At 33.4% G+C, this 18,289-nt stretch carries 20 protein-coding genes; 8 read left to right on the top strand and 12 right to left on the bottom strand.

The window, feature by feature from the left end; translation table 11 throughout:
• Nucleotides 1-240: 240 nt before the first annotated feature.
• From FOL89_RS13180 to FOL89_RS13165, 4 genes are all read right to left on the bottom strand, one after another.
• Nucleotides 241-840, bottom strand: coding sequence for a DUF4126 domain-containing protein (locus tag FOL89_RS13180; RefSeq protein WP_144283258.1), 600 nt, complete (start codon nt 838-840; stop codon nt 241-243).
• 151 nt (nt 841-991) lie between these two features.
• Nucleotides 992-1,372, bottom strand: coding sequence for a ribonuclease P protein component (gene rnpA / locus FOL89_RS13175; RefSeq protein WP_144283257.1), 381 nt, complete (start codon nt 1,370-1,372; stop codon nt 992-994).
• Nucleotides 1,372-2,097, bottom strand: coding sequence for a tRNA threonylcarbamoyladenosine dehydratase (locus FOL89_RS13170; protein WP_144283256.1), 726 nt, complete (start codon nt 2,095-2,097; stop codon nt 1,372-1,374). The genes rnpA and FOL89_RS13170 overlap by 1 nt, the downstream gene beginning before the upstream one ends.
• Entirely contained in the window at nt 2,090-2,716 is a 627-nt protein-coding gene (locus tag FOL89_RS13165) for a TatD family hydrolase (RefSeq protein ID WP_144283255.1), read from the bottom strand. The genes FOL89_RS13170 and FOL89_RS13165 overlap by 8 nt, the downstream gene beginning before the upstream one ends.
• A gap of 92 nt (nt 2,717-2,808) precedes the next feature.
• Here FOL89_RS13165 and FOL89_RS13160 point away from each other — a divergent pair, with 92 nt between their 5' ends.
• The 8 genes from FOL89_RS13160 (at nt 2,809) to FOL89_RS13125 (ending at nt 11,819) form a co-directional block, all read left to right on the top strand.
• Nucleotides 2,809-3,438 carry a TetR/AcrR family transcriptional regulator gene (locus FOL89_RS13160; RefSeq protein WP_144283254.1) on the top strand — a complete coding sequence of 210 codons (630 nt, stop codon included), beginning with the start codon at nt 2,809-2,811 and terminating at the stop codon, nt 3,436-3,438.
• A gap of 173 nt (nt 3,439-3,611) precedes the next feature.
• Nucleotides 3,612-4,607: an outer membrane protein assembly factor BamD gene (locus tag FOL89_RS13155; RefSeq protein WP_144283253.1), complete on the top strand. Its 996-nt coding sequence runs from the start codon at nt 3,612-3,614 to the stop codon at nt 4,605-4,607.
• Nucleotides 4,608-4,649: 42 nt separating this feature from the next.
• A complete protein-coding gene (locus tag FOL89_RS13150) occupies nt 4,650-4,976 on the top strand; it encodes a DNA-directed RNA polymerase subunit omega (protein ID WP_089743415.1) in 327 nt (108 codons plus the stop codon).
• 113 nt (nt 4,977-5,089) lie between these two features.
• On the top strand, nt 5,090-6,292 hold the full coding sequence (coaBC, locus tag FOL89_RS13145; protein ID WP_144283252.1) for a bifunctional phosphopantothenoylcysteine decarboxylase/phosphopantothenate--cysteine ligase CoaBC: 1,203 nt from the start codon (nt 5,090-5,092) through the stop codon (nt 6,290-6,292).
• Between the two features lie 117 nt (nt 6,293-6,409).
• Entirely contained in the window at nt 6,410-7,309 is a 900-nt protein-coding gene (gene porD, locus FOL89_RS13140) for a type IX secretion system protein PorD (RefSeq protein WP_144283251.1), read from the top strand.
• A gap of 73 nt (nt 7,310-7,382) precedes the next feature.
• Nucleotides 7,383-9,032, top strand: a complete 1,650-nt coding sequence (locus FOL89_RS13135) for a DNA repair protein RecN (protein ID WP_144283250.1) — start codon at nt 7,383-7,385, stop codon at nt 9,030-9,032.
• A gap of 107 nt (nt 9,033-9,139) precedes the next feature.
• Nucleotides 9,140-9,568: a hypothetical protein gene (locus tag FOL89_RS13130; protein WP_144283249.1), complete on the top strand. Its 429-nt coding sequence runs from the start codon at nt 9,140-9,142 to the stop codon at nt 9,566-9,568.
• Nucleotides 9,569-9,707: 139 nt separating this feature from the next.
• Complete coding sequence (locus FOL89_RS13125) at nt 9,708-11,819, top strand: prolyl oligopeptidase family serine peptidase (RefSeq protein WP_144283248.1); 2,112 nt, start codon at nt 9,708-9,710, stop codon at nt 11,817-11,819.
• Between the two features lie 73 nt (nt 11,820-11,892).
• Here the strand turns inward: FOL89_RS13125 and FOL89_RS13120 are convergent, their stop codons facing one another.
• The 8 genes from FOL89_RS13120 to FOL89_RS17590 all read right to left on the bottom strand — a co-directional run bounded on the left by FOL89_RS13120 (nt 11,893) and on the right by FOL89_RS17590 (nt 18,156).
• Complete coding sequence (locus tag FOL89_RS13120; RefSeq protein ID WP_144283247.1) at nt 11,893-12,612, bottom strand: ABC transporter ATP-binding protein; 720 nt, start codon at nt 12,610-12,612, stop codon at nt 11,893-11,895.
• Nucleotides 12,613-12,616: 4 nt separating this feature from the next.
• Entirely contained in the window at nt 12,617-14,083 is a 1,467-nt protein-coding gene (locus FOL89_RS13115; protein WP_144283246.1) for a DUF5687 family protein, read from the bottom strand.
• A gap of 211 nt (nt 14,084-14,294) precedes the next feature.
• Nucleotides 14,295-14,849 (bottom strand): hypothetical protein, encoded by a 555-nt coding sequence (locus tag FOL89_RS13110; RefSeq protein WP_144283245.1) that lies wholly within the window; start codon nt 14,847-14,849, stop codon nt 14,295-14,297.
• 164 nt (nt 14,850-15,013) lie between these two features.
• On the bottom strand, nt 15,014-15,499 hold the full coding sequence (locus FOL89_RS13105) for a hypothetical protein (RefSeq protein WP_144283244.1): 486 nt from the start codon (nt 15,497-15,499) through the stop codon (nt 15,014-15,016).
• Nucleotides 15,500-15,695: 196 nt separating this feature from the next.
• A complete protein-coding gene (locus FOL89_RS13100; protein WP_144283243.1) occupies nt 15,696-16,436 on the bottom strand; it encodes a hypothetical protein in 741 nt (246 codons plus the stop codon).
• Between the two features lie 722 nt (nt 16,437-17,158).
• Nucleotides 17,159-17,635 carry a hypothetical protein gene (locus FOL89_RS13095; protein ID WP_144283242.1) on the bottom strand — a complete coding sequence of 159 codons (477 nt, stop codon included), beginning with the start codon at nt 17,633-17,635 and terminating at the stop codon, nt 17,159-17,161.
• A 37-nt stretch (nt 17,636-17,672) separates the two neighbouring features.
• A complete protein-coding gene (locus FOL89_RS13090) occupies nt 17,673-17,963 on the bottom strand; it encodes a hypothetical protein (protein WP_144283241.1) in 291 nt (96 codons plus the stop codon).
• Nucleotides 17,950-18,156 (bottom strand): hypothetical protein, encoded by a 207-nt coding sequence (locus FOL89_RS17590; RefSeq protein ID WP_185146979.1) that lies wholly within the window; start codon nt 18,154-18,156, stop codon nt 17,950-17,952. The genes FOL89_RS13090 and FOL89_RS17590 overlap by 14 nt, the downstream gene beginning before the upstream one ends.
• Between the last annotated feature and the right edge of the window lie 133 nt (nt 18,157-18,289).

Here is an 18,289-nt window from a genome sequence, read left to right as displayed (position 1 = left end):
AAAAAGACTTTACCACAATATCTCTTCTATTTATCTGAAAAATTATTGTTTTTGTTCTTATTTCGCTAAAAAAAGATACAAACATAAAAATAGTTATTAAGAGAATAAATATTTTATGAAATAAATCAATATTATTAGAAGACAAAGATGTTGGTAAAATTTTTATTATCAAAAACACAGAAAATAAAAATATTCCCCCTACAAAATAAGCTCTAACTGAAAACTTTGTTTTAATCACCCTTATTGCTTTATCCTTGATTCCCTTAACTTCCTCCAAGCTTTTCTTCCGAAAAAAACAATCAAAACCACACATAAGATCGCTAAAACAACCGCTATAAAAGGAGCAACCATTGCTAAAACAGCCATAATTCCTGCTCCTGCCGTTTCTGTGGTTCCTACAACATTGTTGCCCAATCCTGCGGTTGTGGCTGTAGAAGCAGCTCTAATCCCCGCAAATCCAGAACTGATCGTTGCCGCAGTTCCGCCACCGGCAATAAGCGCCAATCCCCATTGTGGAAGTGTTCCCAAATCCGCAAACTGGCTCGCAAAAAGAATAGAACCTGCTATAGTTGCCATAGGAACCGAAACTGTATCTAAAAAATTATCAACAACAGGAATATAATATGCTAAAATTTCTGCCAAAGTTGCAATCCCGGTGGTGATAAGCGCAGGAAGTGACGAAAGCCACTCAAAAGTCTCAAGCGAAGGAATCCATTGAAAATAAGATGCTAAACTAACAGCAAACATAGGCAAGAAAACACGAAAACCTGTTGCAGCAGCAAGCCCGATTCCAATAAAAGCACTCAAGAAAAAAGATAAATAGGGAATTTGATCTAACATTTTATTCGTCAATTGTTTGACTAAAGCTACAAAAAATATAAATAATACAAATCTTTGGTGAAAATTATTCGGGATTATTAAATACCATTTGTTTTGAACAACACATTCATAAGATTTATTTGAGAAGAATGTTACCCTTCGTCCCGTAAAATCAGTTTTTACTTTTCTTCTGAGATTCGCAAAGACTAATAAACTGAGACTCTACCTCCTGAAACTTCACAGGCATTTCATTTGAAACCCAAAAAAGCATGGCGACTGTTTTGTCTCCGAAACTTTCTGTGAATAAAGCTTTATTCAATCGGTAAGATTCTCTCAAAAGACGTTTTACACGATTTCGATGCACTGCTTTTTTAAAATATCGTTTAGAAACAGAAACCCCAAACTTTATTCCGCCAGACTGCAATTCAGGATGATTTCTAAGAATAATAATCCGCAGATTTCCAAAAGTCTTCCATTTACCTTTAGCAAAAAGCAAATCAATCTCGGCCTTCTTCTTGAGCTTTTCTGTTTTTTGATATGTATAATCAGACATTAATTTTTTTTCACTAAATAATTAATGACTTCTGCTGCTGCATACAATCCGAAAATAGCAGGAAGAAAACTTATTGTCCCATAAAAAGATCTTTTATAATTGCTCCCGTCTGTCATTTTCAGGCTGCTTTCATCCTGAATTTCATCAGAAAAAACACAACGGACACCTTTATCAATTTTTACTTTTTTTAATCTTTTTCTGATTTGTCTTGCCAAATGACAATGCTGTGTTTTGCTGATGTCGCGAACCAAGACTTTTGAAGGGTCAGATTTTCCTCCGGCTCCCATAGAACTTACAATTTTTATCTTGCGACGTCTTGCAGCAATAATAAGTGCAAGTTTTGGCGTTACACTGTCTATACAATCCAAAACAAAATCAAAACCTCCATTATCCAGGATCTCTTCCATTCTGTCCGGATTTAGAAATTCATTTATCTTGGTTAAATTTAATTCGGGGTTAATATCTAAAAGCCTTTCTGCAACCACTTCTACTTTATGCTTTCCGACAGTTGATCGAAGGGCAGGCAATTGTCTGTTGATGTTGGTAATATCAACAGTATCTCCGTCAACAATCGTCATATTTCCAACGCCCGCTCTGGCAAGAAATTCTGCTGCAAACGAGCCGACACCTCCCAATCCTACAACCAGAACAGATGCTTTATCCAGTTTCTCCAAGCCGTCTTCTTTAATGAGAAGTTCAGTTCTTTCCAGCCAGTATTTATCCATTTTGTATTGTTTCTAAATTTTCTAAAATCTGTGATTGAAGCCGTTCCAAAGAAATCCCTTTGAGCTCTGCTACTTTAGCATACAATTCTTCAAGACTAAAGTTATCGTTATCAGTTTCCAAAAACATTCTATCCAAAGGAACTTTTTTCATCGTATTCTGCAAAGATAAATTATAGAGAACCGCTTTTCCAAAACTTAGATAGAAATTATTCTTGAGCAAATCATCGGCAATATTTTGTTTTTTATTAAAACCATGAATAATCATCGGCTGCTGCGAAAATTTCCTGAATGAAAATATTTCATAATATTTTCTTACACAATGAATAATCATAGGTTTTCTCACTTCATTAGCGATCTCAATTTGTTTCAAAAAAACTTCTTCCTGAATTTTCTGATCAACCGAAACCAAAGAGTCTAAACCGCACTCACCTATCGCAAAACAGTTTTGCAAGATCATTGATCTAACCCAGTCTAATTGATTATCAAAATTACCCGTATCAATATCCTTAGGATGAATTCCCACAGAATAAGGAAAATCACAAGGTTTCTCATCCAAGTCCAAATTATAGATCCCGAAGCTCACTTTTTTCTTATGATGATGAAAATCAAAAATTTGCATTGTCAAAAATACATATTTAAGCCAGATTAAAAATAATTAAGCAAATGTTTATAACAGAAGAAAAAATGACTATTTTTACTAAAACTGAATACATGGCAAAAAAATTTTCAGAAAAGCAAATGCACATTCTGGGTGTTGCGGAAGAACTGATTGCCCAAAAAGGATATGAAGGCACCTCTGTAAGAGATATTTCTACAAAAGCCAACATCAATGTGGCAATGATTTCTTACTATTTTGGCTCAAAAGAGAAGATGATGTCTGCGCTCTACCAATATCGGATCCTCAAGACCAGAGAAAATTTTTCTGAATTTGCAGACACCATTAAAAATGGCAAACCTGAAATGCAGATGAAAGAAATGATTAAATATATTATTAATCAACTGTTTAAATACAATTATTTCCATGGTTTTGTCACTCAGGAACTTCGCCACACCGAAAGTCTTAAAGATGAACTGATGGAATTCTACCAACTTTTTGTAAGAAAACTGGATGAGGTAATCAAAAAAGGAGTTACAACAGGCGTTTTCACTTTTACTCCAAAGCCGGAAGACTTACTCACTACAGTGATTGGCTCTACGCTTTTTGTGATACGAAATAAAAATTTTTATGAATTATACGTTCCTCATAAAGATCCAGAATCTTATCAGAAAGAGGCGGAAAAAAAGGTGAAGATGAATTTGCTGATGAGTGTTTTTGCACTTTTGGGATACGCATCAGAATGAAAATTTAACAGAATCTTTTTTAAAAATAATACCTTAAACTAATTAATTTCACCTTTGGAAATACTTTACTAGCTGTTTTAACGTTAAATAATCATAAAAAAAAATCTTTTAGCAAAAAAGTTATATTTTTGCAAATTGATAGTACGGTAAACCCGTGAACTGTTACATTATATATGAAAAAATATTTTTTAGGTATTTTCGCCGTAGCTGTTTTGGCAGCATGTAAAAGTCAGCAGGAAAAAGCATTGAGAAGCGCAGACAAAAACTTCATTCTGAAAACCGCTAACGAAAATTTTGCCAAAAAGAAATGGAAAAATGCTTTGGCATTATATGACAGGCTTCCTAATCTTGTGGCAGGAACAGATGATGCTCCGAATGTAGTATTCAATTCTGCGTATGCCAATTATTATGATAAAAATTACAGACTTGCAGGAAATCAGTTTAAAAATTTCGCAGTAAGTTTTCCTCAGGACAGCCGAAAAGAAGAGGCTGCCTATATGTCGGCTTTGTGCTACTACAATGGTTCTATGGATTATAACTTAGACCAGTCGAGCACAGAATTGGCGATTAATGAGCTTCAGGACTTTATCAACAATTACCCTTCTTCTGAAAGATCAAAAAACATCAATACGATGATTGACGAGCTTTCTTATAAACTAGAATTCAAAGCCTACGAAAATGCTAAGCAATATTTCAAAATGGGAGATTATAAATCTACTGTTGTAGCATTTGAAAATGTATTGAATGACTTTCCGAGCACAAAACTTCGTCCGAAAATCTATGATTATGTCATGAAGGCACGTTACCTTTTAGCTCAAAACTCTGTTTACGACCTCAAAGAAGAACGTATTGAAAGTGCTTTGGCATTCACCAGACAAGTAGAAAAGGAACTTCCCGATACAGAATATTCTAAGACAGCTTTAGATTTAAGGGAAAAACTTGAAAAAGAAAAGAAAGATTTTGCTGTGGTAAAGAAACAAACTGAAGAAAAGATTGCCATTCTTACAGCAAGACAGAAAAAAATGGCTGACAAGCTTGCTGCAGACTCCAAAACAGAGCAGCACATTAAAGATCAAATCTCCAACGAAAAGCAGGCAAAGCAGATCCAGAGAGACAGCGCAGTAATAAATACCCCTCCACCGGCAGCAACTTTCAGAATTCAAAGATAATTCGTAAATTTGCCAACTTATAATTAAATTAATTTTCTCAAAATGAGCGTAAAAGATACAAAAGCAGAAGTAAACACCATTACTTACGATAAAGATAAGATTGAAGACAAAGTAGGCTCAATCTATGAAGCTATTGTCATCATGGGAAAAAGAGCAGAGCAGATCAATGCAGAAATCCGTACTGAATTGCACAACAAACTAGACGAATTTGCAGTACACAACTCTACTTTGGAAGAAGTTTTTGAAAACAGAGAGCAGATTGAAATCTCAAAACATTACGAAAAGCTTCCAAAACCTACCTCTATCGCAATCCAAGAATGGCTGGATGATGATGTATACTTCAGAAAAACTGAAGACAGACAGAAATAATCAAATTTTAATATTATAGGCAAAGGTCATAGAAGAATTCTTTTATGACCTTTGCTGTTTATATTGAGCTTATTGAAAAAAAATAAGTAAATTAGACGTTTAAAAACAATTTCATGAGTATTTCCGGAAAAAAAATTCTCATTGCAGTTTCTGGTGGAATTGCGGCTTATAAAATTCATTTTCTCATCAGAGAGCTTATTAAAAAAGAAGCGGAAGTACAGGTAATCATGTCTCCGGAAACAGAACATTTTGTTACAAAACTAAGCCTTTCTACTCTTTCAAAAAAACCGGTATACTCTGAGTTTTACAGTGAAAACGGAACCTGGAACAGCCATGTAGAAATGGCACTTTGGGCTGATATTATTTTGGTTGCACCGTGCACGGCAAATACTTTGGCAAAAATGATCCACGGAATATGCGACAATCTTTTGATTGCTATTTATATGTCCGCAAAATGTCCTGTTTTTATTGCTCCGGCAATGGATCTGGATATGTATCAGCATCCTTCCACCAAAAATAATCTGGAAATGGCAGAAGATTTCGGACACATCGTTATTCCTGCTGAAAGCGGAGAGCTTGCAAGCGGTCTTTTCGGACAGGGAAGAATGGCAGAACCGGAAACAATTGTAAAAACTATAGAAAGTTTTTTTGATCCTATTGATAAGAAAAGTTTAGCCGGAAAAACTGTACTTGTAACGGCCGGACCTACTTACGAAGCGATTGATCCTGTACGGTTTATCGGGAATCATTCTTCAGGAAAAATGGGATATTCCTTGGCTGAAGAAGCAGCAAAAAGAGGGGCAAAAGTAATTCTTATTTCGGGACCTTCTTCTTTAAAAATCACCAACGAAAATATTGATTTACACAAGATTACTTCAGCAAAGGAAATGTACGAAAAAGTTTTTGAGTTTTATAGTAAATCTGATATTGCCATTGCAAGCGCCGCGGTTGCGGATTATGCTCCAAAAGCAGTTGCCTCAGAAAAAATTAAAAAAAATGATGATACATTAACAATAGAACTAGTCAAAAATCCGGATATCCTTAAAACAATGGGGGAACAGAAAGACCATCAGATTTTGGTAGGATTTGCTTTGGAAACCAACAATGAAGAAGAAAACGCAAAAGCTAAACTGCAAAAGAAAAATTTAGATTTAATTATTCTCAATTCTCTACGTGATGAAGGTGCCGGCTTTAAAAATGACACCAATAAGATAAAAATTTTTACCAAAACAGAAAAACTTGAGTTTGAGCTGAAATCTAAAGAAGATGTTGCAAAAGATATACTTGACTGTGTGGAAACTCAGATTTTAAAATAAATTTTATAAATTTCCGTTTTGAATATTTAATAACAGGAATAAGATTGCCATGATCCATCAATGCAAACTAATGATAATGATGCCATTACATGGCTTTTTAAACAATGAAATCTATTTATGAAAAAAATAATCATCCTTTTTTTTCTGATTCTATTTAATCTCAGCTTTTCGCAAGAGCTTCTTGCTACTGTTCAGGTAAACTCCCAACTTCTTGGCGGGAGTAATACGCAGGCTTACAAATCTTTAGAAAAAAGTCTCCGTGATTTTATCAATAATACAAGCTGGACTGGCAAGAAACTTCAGAATTTCGAGAAAATAAAATCAAATTTTGCCATTGTTCTCAGTGAAAGAGACGGAAACCGATTTAAGGGAACCATTGTTGTACAGGCAGTTCGCCCGGTTTTCAACAGTTCTTACGAATCTCCTCTGCTCAATCTTCAAGATACGAGATTTGGATTTGAATACGCTGAAAACGAAAATTTGATCTTCAACGAAAGACAATTTTCCGGTAAAAACCTGATTGACGTTATCAGCTTCTATGTATACCTGATTTTAGGTTATGATGCAGACAGTTTCCAGTCGATGGGAGGAAGCCAATGGTTTTCAAAAGCGCAGCAGATCGCACAAAACTCACAAAACAGAGGATATGATGGCTGGAATCAGATCAACGAACCAAGAAGCCGTTCCATTTTAATAGGAGAAATCCTGAATCCGAATATGAATCAGTTGCGTTCAACCATTTATACTTATCACAGAGCCGGTTTAGACGGATTATACAATCAGGATCAGACTCAGTCTAAAAAAATTATAGCCGATGCTCTGATGCAATTGAAAACTTACGAAAATACTTTTCAGCAGAATTATTTTTTCAATTTATTCATGGATACCAAAGCTGACGAAATTTTCAATATATTCAATTCAGGGAATAATGGCTCTGTCAATATCAATAATCTGAAACAGCAAATGATTGTTTTTTCACCGAAGAATACAGAATCTAGATGGAATAAATGGAAATAAAAAAGTTTAACTCCCGAATTCTGAATTCCAAATTTTATCTTTGCAGTACTAAATGAAAATCTGCTTCTGATTTATGCTTTCGAGAATTTACATTAAAAACTTTGCCCTGATTGATGTGCTTGATGTTTCCTTAAAAAATGGTTTACAGGTAATTACCGGTGAAACAGGTGCAGGAAAATCTATTATTCTGGGTGCACTTCGATTGATTTTGGGAGAAAGAGCAGATAGTAAATCCATTTCAAAAACTGACGAAAAAAGTATTGTTGAGACCGAATTTAACCTCAACAATCAGTTTAAAAAATTCTTCATCGAAAATGATCTTGATTATGAGCATCATACGATTATCAGAAGAGAAATTCTGCCTTCCGGAAAATCCAGAGCTTTCATCAATGATGTTCCAGTAACTCTTGATGTTCTGAAAGAACTTTCTTCTCAACTGATAGACATTCATTCTCAGTTTGAAACATCCAATCTTTTTTCCGCTGAATATCAGTTCAAAATTATTGACGGATTATCTGAAAACAAAACTTTAATCGAAAATTACCAGCAGGATTTTGTAGAATTTCAAAGTCTCAAAACTCAGCTGAAAAAACTTCAGAACCAACTTTCCGAAAATACCAAAGAAAGTGATTACAAAATGTTTCTGCTGAATGAGCTTGAAGATCTTAAATTGGATGATATTAATTTTGAAGATCTTCAGAACCAGCTTTCCGTGCAGGAGAATGCAGGAATGATCTCAGAAAATCTTGCACAGATCCTGTCAAGATTTCATCAGGAAGAAATGGGAATTTTGACATTTTTTAATGAAGCAAGGTCTAAACTCTCTAAAATTGCAGATGTTTCCAATACCTTTACGGAACTTAGTGAAAGGCTGGAAACCTCTTTTGTGGAAGTAAAAGACATTATTTCTGAACTGGAAGATGAGGCAGAAAAAGTAGAGATTAATCCCGAAAATTTAGCCCTGATTTTAGATCTGAATAACAAAATCAATAGCTTATTCCTGAAGCACAATGTTTCTGATGTAAAAAGTTTAATTGAAATTCGGGATCAGCTTTCAGGCGAACAAAGAGGAACAGCAGAAATAGAAATTCAGATACGGGAAACACTGGAAGATATTTCTCAAAAAGAAAAATCTTTAAAAATTTTATCCCAAAAACTTTCCAAAAACAGGAAAAAAAGCATTCCTGTTTTCATCAAAAAAGCTGAAGATCTTCTTAAAAAACTAGGTTTGGAGAAAGCTAAAGTTGATATTGAACTTACAGATTCTCAAGACTTCAATCCGTTTGGAAAAGAAAATATTCAGCTGTTGTTTCAGGCAAATTCCGGTTTTCCTTTGAAACCCATTCAGACAGCCATTTCGGGGGGTGAAAGATCTCGTGTTATGTTGGCTGTCAAGAAGATTATTGCCGAAAGTGATGAGCTTCCTACTCTTATTTTAGATGAAATTGACACCGGAGTTTCCGGAAAAGTTGCCGAAGAAATCGGAAATCTGATGCGTGAAATGTCTGAAGATATGCAATTGATTGTGATTTCTCACTTAGCGCAGGTTGCTGCCAAAGGAAATAATAATTATAAGGTGGTAAAGCAGGATGTTGCAGGAAAAACTCAGTCTACAATTATTCCGCTGAACGATGAAGAAAAGCTGAACGAAATTGCACAACTCCTTTCCGGAAGTAAAATTACAGAAGCTGCTTTAACGCAGGCGAGAGAACTGATTGGGTGATTTTATTTCAAACGCTTCTAATAGGTGTTTGTTGTTAGTTGAAATCTTTATTGTTAGTTTTTTTAATCCAGACCAAAGACTTAAGTGTTTTTTAAATATATTATAAAATGAAAATAAGATTATTTACATTATGCTTTACTTTGTTGACTTTCAGCCTGATCTTTGCATGCAGTTGTGACCCCAAAGGTGATTTTTCTAAAGTTGCCCCAAAAGCAGATCTGGTTGTTTTAGTAAAAATCAATAAATACCTAACTTTCAAAGAATTTACAGATGGTAAAGTACCTATGTCAATGGAAATAGAAATAATTGAATCATTAAAAGGTAAGAGTCAGAATAAAAAAATTGTGGTTTGGGGAGATAATGGCATTTTATGCAGACCTTACTTGTCAACATTTGATGAGGGAGAATATTATTTTCTAGCTTTGTTTAATGCCAGCGATGGTATATGGCATAAAGAGGAGAAAAAAACTGATTATTTTGTTTCGATTTGTGGAGAATATTGGATGAAAGCTGACATCAATAAAAAAAAGCTATAAGTAGCTATATGGATAGGCAGAAACAAATTTCATTTAAGAAAATATTTACACAGTTTAAGTAAAGTCCGAAAATATTATTCCTTTAGTAAGCTTTTTTTATTCAATTAACTTTCCTTATTTTTGATAAAATCCTTTTAAGATGAATTTTAAACCAATCTTATTAACGGCTGGAGTATTATTTTCAGCCCAATTTTCAGCTCAAAAAATGCAGTATCCTAAAGCTATCAAAGGAAATCAAACCGATCTATATTTTGGAAATTCTGTTGCAGACCCTTATAGAGATTTAGAAAATGATTCTGAAGCTACCAAAAAATGGGTAGATCAGGAAGTCGCTTTCAGTGAAAGATACTTATCGCAAATTCCCTACAGACAGGAAATCGTAAAGCAATTAACAGACATCTGGAACTACGAAAAAATAGGAGCTCCTTTCAAAGAAGGTGATTATAAATACTATTACAAAAACAACGGTTTGCAGGCACAATCTGTACTGTACAGAACTCATAACAAAACAAAAGCAACCGAAGTCTTCTTAGATCCCAACAAATTTTCAGAAAAAGGCACCACTTCTCTTTCCGGACTGTCATTCAACAAAAAAGGAAATCTTGCTGCCTACTCCATTTCAGAAGGCGGAAGCGACTGGAACAAAATCATCATCATAGATGCAGTTACGAAAAAACAGATCGACGAAACCATTGTTGATGTAAAATTTAGCGGAATCTCCTGGTTAGGAGATGAAGGATTCTATTATTCCAGCTATGATAAACCGAAAGAAGGTACTGTACTTTCCGGAATGACCGACAAGCACAAAGTATACTTTCATAAGCTTGGAACTAAGCAATCTGCAGATCAGCTGATTTTCGGGGGAGAAAAAACACCAAGAAGATACATCGGAGCCGGAGTTTCTGAAGATCAGAGATATTTGATTGTTTCGGCAGCCAATGCTACCAACGGAAACGAACTCTATATTAAAGATTTAAAAAAAGGCGGAGACTTCATCCAGATCAATAAAGGGTTTGATATCAATGCCAATATCGTTGATACAGACGGTGAGAACCTTTATATTTTCACAGACAAAGATGCGCCCAATATGCGTCTGGTAAAAACTACCATTCAAAACCCTTCTCCGGAAACTTGGAAAGACGTAATTCCTGAAACAGAAAATGTATTGGGGATTTCCGGTGGTGGCGGTTATTTTTTTGCCACTTATATGATTGATGCGATTGATCAGGTAAAACAATTTGACAAAAACGGAAAACTCATCAGAGAAATTACGCTTCCAGGAAAAGGAAATGTAGGTGGTTTTGGCGGTAAAAAAGAGGAAAAAGAACTTTATTATTCTTTCAGCAATTACATCACTCCCGGAACGACTTATAAATTTAATGCCGATACAGGAAAATCAGAAATTTATCAGAAACCGAAAGTGAAATTTAATCCTGAAGACTATGTTTCTGAGCAGGTATTTTACACCTCAAAAGACGGAACTAAAATTCCGATGATGATTAATTATAAAAAAGGAACAAATCTTAACGGAAAAAACCCGACGATTTTGTATTCATACGGCGGTTTCAATGTCAGTTTACAGCCCTCTTTCTCTGTTGTAAACGCAGTTTGGATGGAAAACGGAGGTATTTATGCCGTTCCTAATATTCGCGGCGGCGGTGAATACGGCAAAAAATGGCATGATGCAGGAACTAAAATGCAAAAGAAAAATGTTTTTGAAGATTTTATTGCAGCAGGAGAATATCTGCAGCAGAAAGGCTACACCTCAAAAGAATATATGGCAATCTCTGGAAGATCAAATGGAGGACTTCTTGTCGGAGCAACGATGACGATGCGACCAGATTTAGCCAAAGTTGCTTTTCCGGGAGTGGGTGTCTTGGATATGCTGAGATACAATAAATTTACCGCAGGAGCAGGCTGGTCTTATGACTACGGAACTGCGGAAGACAATAAAGAAATGTTTGAATATCTGAAATCTTATTCGCCTGTACATAATGTGAAAGCAGGAACCTGCTATCCTTCTACCATGATTATAACCAGCGATCACGATGACAGAGTGGTTCCGGCACATTCTTTCAAATTCGGAGCTGAATTGCAGGAAAAACAAGGCTGTAAAAATCCTGTTTTAGTAAGGATTGAAAAAAATGCAGGACATGGTGCAGGAAGAGCAACCGATCAGGTAATCAGCGAAAATGCAGACTTAATTTCGTTTGCTTTGTACGAAATGGGAATTAAAAAGCTTACTCAATAATTTTAAAATAATAACAAAAAAGGCTGTTTTCAATGAGGAAAACAGCCTTTTCTTTTTTATAAAGCAAAAGCATCTAAATTTCACTGATCAAATTGACCTGATCAGCAAAATACTGCTCAAGATCTTTTAAAGTTTCAGGATTGGTTTGTATATCTTTTACCATAACTCCTTTATTAACCACTACAATTCTATTGCATACTTCTGTGGTATGAGAAAGGTCGTGACTTGAAATCAGGAAAGTAACACCACTTTGCTGAGATAAAACTTTAATTAAATTTTTAAGTTTAATCTGGGTAGAAGGATCAAGATTGGCAAAAGGCTCATCTAGAATAATAATTTCAGGGTTTCCGATGATGGCGCCTACAATTCCCACTTTCTTTTGGTTCCCTTTCGATAAGTCTCTCACATATTTTCCCGAATTTAAAATTTCGCCGCTGAAAAGATCATGAAACTGCTTGAGAAACTCATCCACAGTAGCTTTATTCTGACCTCGCAATTCTCCGATAAAATAAAAATACTCTTCGGGCGTTAAATATCCAATTAAAAAACTGTCGTCTACAAATGCAGAAACCTTGGATTTCCAGGCTTCAGACTCGTTTACTTTAACTCCGTCAATGCTTACAAATCCTGTACTTGGCTGAATCAGATCAAGCATTAGACTGAAAAGTGTTGTTTTCCCGGCTCCGTTGTTTCCTACAAGACCAAAAGTTTCTCCATTGGGAATTTCCAGGTTTTCAATATTCAGAACGGTTGCTTTTCCGTATGTTTTAGATAAATTTTGTATCGTAATCATTGTATTAATCTTTGTTTTTGAATGCTTGTATTGTGGTGTATTTTTCTCTCTTATAGTGTTTCACGATAATATCAAATATTTTTTCTCTTAAAAAGAAACCTATTAACCCTAAAATAGCAATACTGATAACCGCTGCAGTCATTCCTGAAAAGTATTTCATGATTCCAAATACCACCATTGGCAAAATTAGTTTTGGAATTAGCAGCAATAATGCTTTAAGATTAAAACTATTCTTCTGCCCCATTCTTTTTTCTTTAGAATTGAGGTCAACCTGCATTTTGTTGTATGCTCCGGACCAAAGTGTGAATTGGGAGTTCACCCCTATATTATACAGACCTGCCGCAAAAAAGGTTACATAAATTTCCCAGCTTATCAAGGCATAAAAAAGAGCCAGAATCATAGAAAAAGAAGTCACAATAATCATGAGCCACCATTTTGCTTTAAGATATTCTTTATAAGGCACATTGAGCGTCATCATGAGCGGATAATAAGAGCTGTCGAATGCAGGAACCCGCTGCCCGAAGAGAAACTGGAATCCTCCTGTTACAAATAATCCCATAAACATCATCATATACGGCGTTTTATAAACAGGAGAGGTAAACATCAGCAAACCGTAGAAAGTAAACATCAGGCTTCCAAGAAGGACCCCTTTCGTTACTTTGTTTCTTCTGAGCATTTTTATGTCATTGTTGATGAATGTTCCCAGAGAGCCATATTTGTTTAAAAAAGCAATATTTTCCGTTTTCCCTACCTCCTGTTTAATCTCAAGACCCTTATCAAGATAAAATTCCTGGAAGATATAACGATAGCACAACTGCCAAAGCACAACAAAAAGCAATACCGGAATCAGGGCAAAATACGGGCTTTCATACAGACTGTAAAATAATGTTTCTGAATAATTGAGCACCGGAACAATCTGATAGTATTCTAACAATGCAAAAGCAGCAATAACCACTCCTACCCCGATGGCAATATTTTCTTTATTATTAAAAAATATATTGAGAAAGTTGTTCAGATAAAGCAGAGACGAAATCCCGACCAACCAGCAAAAAACTCCCGAAATACTGTAACCGTTATACAGCAGAATAATAGAAAACGTGATGAAGAACCAAGAATTCATCCAGCTGAAAGGCGAGAGAAAGGTTTTAATCAAGGTATAATTGACCAATGTTCTTTTCGGAATATTTAACGTAAGAAACGGTTTGATGTTCTGTGCAGAAATTTGCTGCATCATGTATTTAAACACGAGATCTGCTACCCAAACCAGAATCAGATATTTTGAAACAACTTTTAAAGGATCCTGCTCCAGCTCTTTTTGTACGTAAAAAAACGCTAGAAACGCTCCTCCGATGAAATACAAAATAAAAGACAGAATTCCCAAAAAGCGAAAAATCTTCATCGCCAGATTGATTCCTAATGAAGTTCCCCGGAAAAAACTTTTGATCTCTAATCTCAGAAATTTTAAAAACATGGTAGATTTCTTTTAAACATTAGTAAAGATAATGGTTTTATTGTTACAGAAATTTTCCTGAAATCTAATCTTACTTTTTATAATTTAAAAAAGCTCTATAAGCAAAAATTAAAAGCAGGCGTGCTTTTGTATAAATCGTCGAGAGCTTTTGGTTAAATCCTTTAGAGGTTTTTGGAGAATGGTTTCGATCTTTTCAAAAATTCTTTTTCAACTATTGAAGATTAATACTCTGAAGGATATATTTTGTTTCAAATCCGTGAATGGTATTATCGGTTTCTTTAATTTCTAAAGGATAATATTTTTCTAAAATACTCTTCTCAAATACAACAGGATGATACAAGCACTGTATTTCGTCTGTCACCCACATTTCTCTTTTGTAAATAACATTGCCTGCAAAATCCATAAAATCCTCATCGTTGCTTTTCTCATCTTCTTTGTACTCATAAACAACTTTGTAACATTGATAACCGTTGATTTTTTTTGTTTCTTCTTTGTTTTCGGCGATATTAAGAATCACATGACTTGAGAAAGACTGCAAATTATCTTCAAAACTGTATGAGTGAATTTGTGTTGAATCTTCAACGTAGATTAATTTCATTGCTTCTGCTGATGCGCTACCCCATCCCTCAATTTCTTTTTCTCTGCCTGCATATTCTTCATCTTTCTGAAAAGATTTTTCAATATCTTGTTTAAATTTCTCTCCGTAAAGATATATTGATTCCTCAAAAATTTTTCGGTCGGTAATTTTGGAAATCTCTCTAAACACTATTTCCCCTTTTGCAGGCTTAATAGGTTTATAGGAATAAAAAAGTTAGTATGATTTTTCTTCTCATTTTCTTATGCTTTTCCGTAGATTTTTCTCTTTCACTATGAAGCCAATCATTTAAAGATAAATGGCTTGGCTAAAACTCAGAAACTATTAAAATTGTTTTAATTATTTGTATCAAAGTGACACTTATAAAAGTGCAAAATTTTATCATTTGTGATATGTATTTTGATCGTGTCATGTATTTGAATTTCTTCCTTTGTATAATCTTGTATGATATGATCTTTAAGTTCTTTATTTGAGTATAATTGATAATCATTGTTTGATATCTTGACATCAAATTGAAGTCGATAGAAATACAGATCATTGTCGTATTTATAGTTTAGAATAGAAATACTATCTTTCAAAATAATCTTTTCTGTTTTTAATATTTCTTTTGCTTCATGATGTGTAAGGTTTTGTTTATTTTCCTTTTGTGTTACTAACAAGTACCCAAGCAACAATGTCAAGACCAGAAAGACAATTAGAAAAAAATAACCAACACTTTTATCACCTTTCATAAAACCACGAATGGAAATAACCAAAAGGAATATGAAAAAGATGCCTGTAAGCAATAATAGAATGATGATAAAAATAGCTACAAATAACATCAATTTTTTATTTTAATGTATCGCAAATAGTCTCCTTCTCTATATTTCATATTATTTTCTTTTGTGGCATATATTCATGTTGGAAATCTCTCTGAATACTATTTCTACTTTTACAGGTTTAATAGATTTATAGGATTGAGCGTGTATGCCCAATCCTATAAGGAATAAAAAAGTTAGTATGATTTTTTTATTATAGCTATTTATCATAAATCATCTTATAAAGTTCATCAATAATTTTTTCCTTTTCTTCCTGCCTCCTATCAGTGTTGAGTATGTTGATTGAGAAACTTGCACCAATAGGACTATATCCAATATTTATACAAGCTGTATTAATTAATGATGCCGATAAAATAGAAGCGTAAGGATCAGATAATCTATTGAATTTTACATAACTTTCCGCAAATCTTGTATATTTAGAATTATTAAGTTCATTGTTTATTGCATTTGCATCTTTTTTACTCTTTACTTTTTTTAGTGTAGATAATTGTTTCAGGTATGAAAGGCTAAACAAAGTCATTCCATAGCTGTTTTTTGTCTGAATCGTATCAATATTATATGTTGTCATCTCCTCTTGCTTCAAGTGATTAATATCTCTGATCAGCAAAAGTTCTTTCTCACTGATCTTTTTGTAAAGAAGCAATTTAAAACGATCTTCAGGATAAGGATCTGTGGTTAACGGAATACTGTCCAGACTTTCCAGTTTAACGGCGATTAAGTTTTGGGAGTTTTCTATTATATCCCATATCTTATAATGTGCATTGTATTTTTTAATGTTTACCGGTTGTAAAGAAAATGTGTTAGATTTATACAATGTATCGTTGCTTTGTCTGTAGACATGCATTTCATCTGAACCCACATAATAATATGGTTCTTTAAAGATCTGTGAGTGTAAAAAGGTTGATAAGCTTATTATTAGCAATACGAAAATTTTTCTCATAATGTTGTGTTTTAAAGAATTATCCATTTTTTGAATAAGTACCAATTTAATATTCCTAATAAAATACTGATCATTATAAAAAAGTCATTTATTTCTCCTTTATTAAAAATAAAAATTGCCAGCAGATAAATTATAACAGAATATAATATATGTATCCACATTTTATTTTTATACTCTAAAATAATAAGATATAAAAGCAAAAAAGCCCATATATAAATCATAATTACAAAAGCAAAGAAGTCATAAAAAATAACAATTGCTAATGAAAATGTACTTTGTTTGATATTATATATTGTGTAGACTTCTACGTCTGTAAACGAGGTCAGTAAACCGAATATTATTTGCAATATATTTTTTACAATTAAAAATATATACATATTACCAATGAGTATTACAGTATTTTTTAAATGAAATATTATTCTGTCTACCATGCTACTTTAATTAGAGTTTATAGGATTGAGCGTGTATACTCAATCCTATGAGGAATAAAAAAGTTAGCGTGAATTTCTTCTCATTTTCTTATGCTTTTTAGTAGATTTTTTCTCTTTCGTTATGAAGTCACTTATTTAAAAATAAATGGCTTGGCTACAACCAGATTCTTTTGTTCCCTTCTTGTTTTTTGTCACAAATGATGCATTAGAAGTTATTGCAAAACGCTACAATCAAACCGAAACAAATGAATAAGATGATAATTATTATGAGTAAAGCATCGAAAATCATTATTACTTCACTTTTTCAAAATAAAGAGGGTACTCATACTCATATTTATCATTCGGTTGTCTTAATCGGAGATAAAAATAAATTTTTTTCCCTTTTTTAAAGCCACTTGTTCCTCCTATGTAGGCTGATCCATCAGGATACTTTTTGAAAATTAGCATATCCTTTGAAGTTGGGTACACTGTAAATTTATTTGTGAAATTTTTTGTTTTGATTGCTTTATCATGATAAAAATAATTAAATGTAAATGTTGAATCACTTCTTATTTCTAATTTTAGAGTGTCCCCTTTTTCGAGATTAAGATATTTGAAATCATCTCTTCCATATTCTAAAGCTTGATTAGGAACATAAATGTACTCTCCAACAGCCTCTTGTAAGGGGATATGATAATCAGGAAGACTATCTGGATATTCTTCCTGATCTTTACAATGAATTAAAAATAGAGTTAAAAATGCTATTAAAATATTACAATTTCGTCCCATGTATAAGTATTTAATAAATTACCTACCAAGTGAACCCTTAATTATACTTTTTTATCTGATTAAAATAAAATCTATATTGATTATGATCAGGATCGCCTGTAAAAAAACAAAATATAAAACTACTGTCACTAATTTTCATCTGCATTTCTTGTACTTGTAAAAATTTGTTATTTACATTTAAATATTTGTCTATTTTATTATACTTATCATATTTTCCAGTATATTTCAAGATTATTGATGTTGAGTATTCATTTTCTTTTGAACTAATAGGATTCTTAACTAAATTCCATTTCCCTTCTGCATAAGGAATGAATTCATCCGTTTTCATTTAAAGTTAAAACTATTGAATCATTTGGTAATTTATCTTTTTCATGAAACTCTCTATCTAAAAGGTAAGTCCCTGTAAACTCTTTAGTTTTTGGTACCCAGTATACATTTGTATATTCTTTCTTATTATCACTAAAACAAGAAATGACAATAATTGATAATAAAAATATTAATATGTTATTATTTCTTCCCATGTAAATGTATTAATTAAATTACCTCCTAAGTGAAGCCCTTCTCCTATCTCTTTGTTTGGAACAATTCCTATTGTTTTTGATCCGTTCTGAACAAATCTAGTTGCCGAATCCCACCCTAAAGTATTTTTGATGA

It is taken from the genome of Chryseobacterium echinoideorum (assembly GCF_007474535.1).
In the GTDB taxonomy this organism is placed as follows: Bacteria; Bacteroidota; Bacteroidia; order Flavobacteriales; family Weeksellaceae; genus Chryseobacterium; species Chryseobacterium echinoideorum.
The sequence above is the reverse complement of the archived record's forward strand: the minus strand, read 5'-3'. Positions and strand labels throughout refer to the sequence as shown.

Bases quoted from the DNA above. Each gene is read 5' to 3' on its own strand.
- FOL89_RS13125 (WP_144283248.1), top strand. From the start codon at position 9,708: ATGAATTTTAAACCAATCTTATTAACGGCTGGAGTATTATTTTCAGCC.
- FOL89_RS17590 (WP_185146979.1), bottom strand. From the start codon at position 18,156: ATGGGAAGAAATAATAACATATTAATATTTTTATTATCAATTATTGTC.
- FOL89_RS13150 (WP_089743415.1), top strand. From the start codon at position 4,650: ATGAGCGTAAAAGATACAAAAGCAGAAGTAAACACCATTACTTACGAT.
- FOL89_RS13165 (WP_144283255.1), bottom strand. From the start codon at position 2,716: ATGCAAATTTTTGATTTTCATCATCATAAGAAAAAAGTGAGCTTCGGG.
- rnpA (WP_144283257.1), bottom strand. From the start codon at position 1,372: ATGTCTGATTATACATATCAAAAAACAGAAAAGCTCAAGAAGAAGGCC.
- FOL89_RS13160 (WP_144283254.1), top strand. From the start codon at position 2,809: ATGGCAAAAAAATTTTCAGAAAAGCAAATGCACATTCTGGGTGTTGCG.
- FOL89_RS13135 (WP_144283250.1), top strand. From the start codon at position 7,383: ATGCTTTCGAGAATTTACATTAAAAACTTTGCCCTGATTGATGTGCTT.
- porD (WP_144283251.1), top strand. From the start codon at position 6,410: ATGAAAAAAATAATCATCCTTTTTTTTCTGATTCTATTTAATCTCAGC.
- FOL89_RS13115 (WP_144283246.1), bottom strand. From the start codon at position 14,083: ATGTTTTTAAAATTTCTGAGATTAGAGATCAAAAGTTTTTTCCGGGGA.
- FOL89_RS13090 (WP_144283241.1), bottom strand. From the start codon at position 17,963: ATGAAAACGGATGAATTCATTCCTTATGCAGAAGGGAAATGGAATTTA.
- FOL89_RS13155 (WP_144283253.1), top strand. From the start codon at position 3,612: ATGAAAAAATATTTTTTAGGTATTTTCGCCGTAGCTGTTTTGGCAGCA.
- FOL89_RS13105 (WP_144283244.1), bottom strand. From the start codon at position 15,499: ATGTTATTTGTAGCTATTTTTATCATCATTCTATTATTGCTTACAGGC.
- FOL89_RS13100 (WP_144283243.1), bottom strand. From the start codon at position 16,436: ATGAGAAAAATTTTCGTATTGCTAATAATAAGCTTATCAACCTTTTTA.
- FOL89_RS13130 (WP_144283249.1), top strand. From the start codon at position 9,140: ATGAAAATAAGATTATTTACATTATGCTTTACTTTGTTGACTTTCAGC.
- FOL89_RS13120 (WP_144283247.1), bottom strand. From the start codon at position 12,612: ATGATTACGATACAAAATTTATCTAAAACATACGGAAAAGCAACCGTT.
- FOL89_RS13170 (WP_144283256.1), bottom strand. From the start codon at position 2,097: ATGGATAAATACTGGCTGGAAAGAACTGAACTTCTCATTAAAGAAGAC.
- coaBC (WP_144283252.1), top strand. From the start codon at position 5,090: ATGAGTATTTCCGGAAAAAAAATTCTCATTGCAGTTTCTGGTGGAATT.
- FOL89_RS13095 (WP_144283242.1), bottom strand. From the start codon at position 17,635: ATGGGACGAAATTGTAATATTTTAATAGCATTTTTAACTCTATTTTTA.
- FOL89_RS13180 (WP_144283258.1), bottom strand. From the start codon at position 840: ATGTTAGATCAAATTCCCTATTTATCTTTTTTCTTGAGTGCTTTTATT.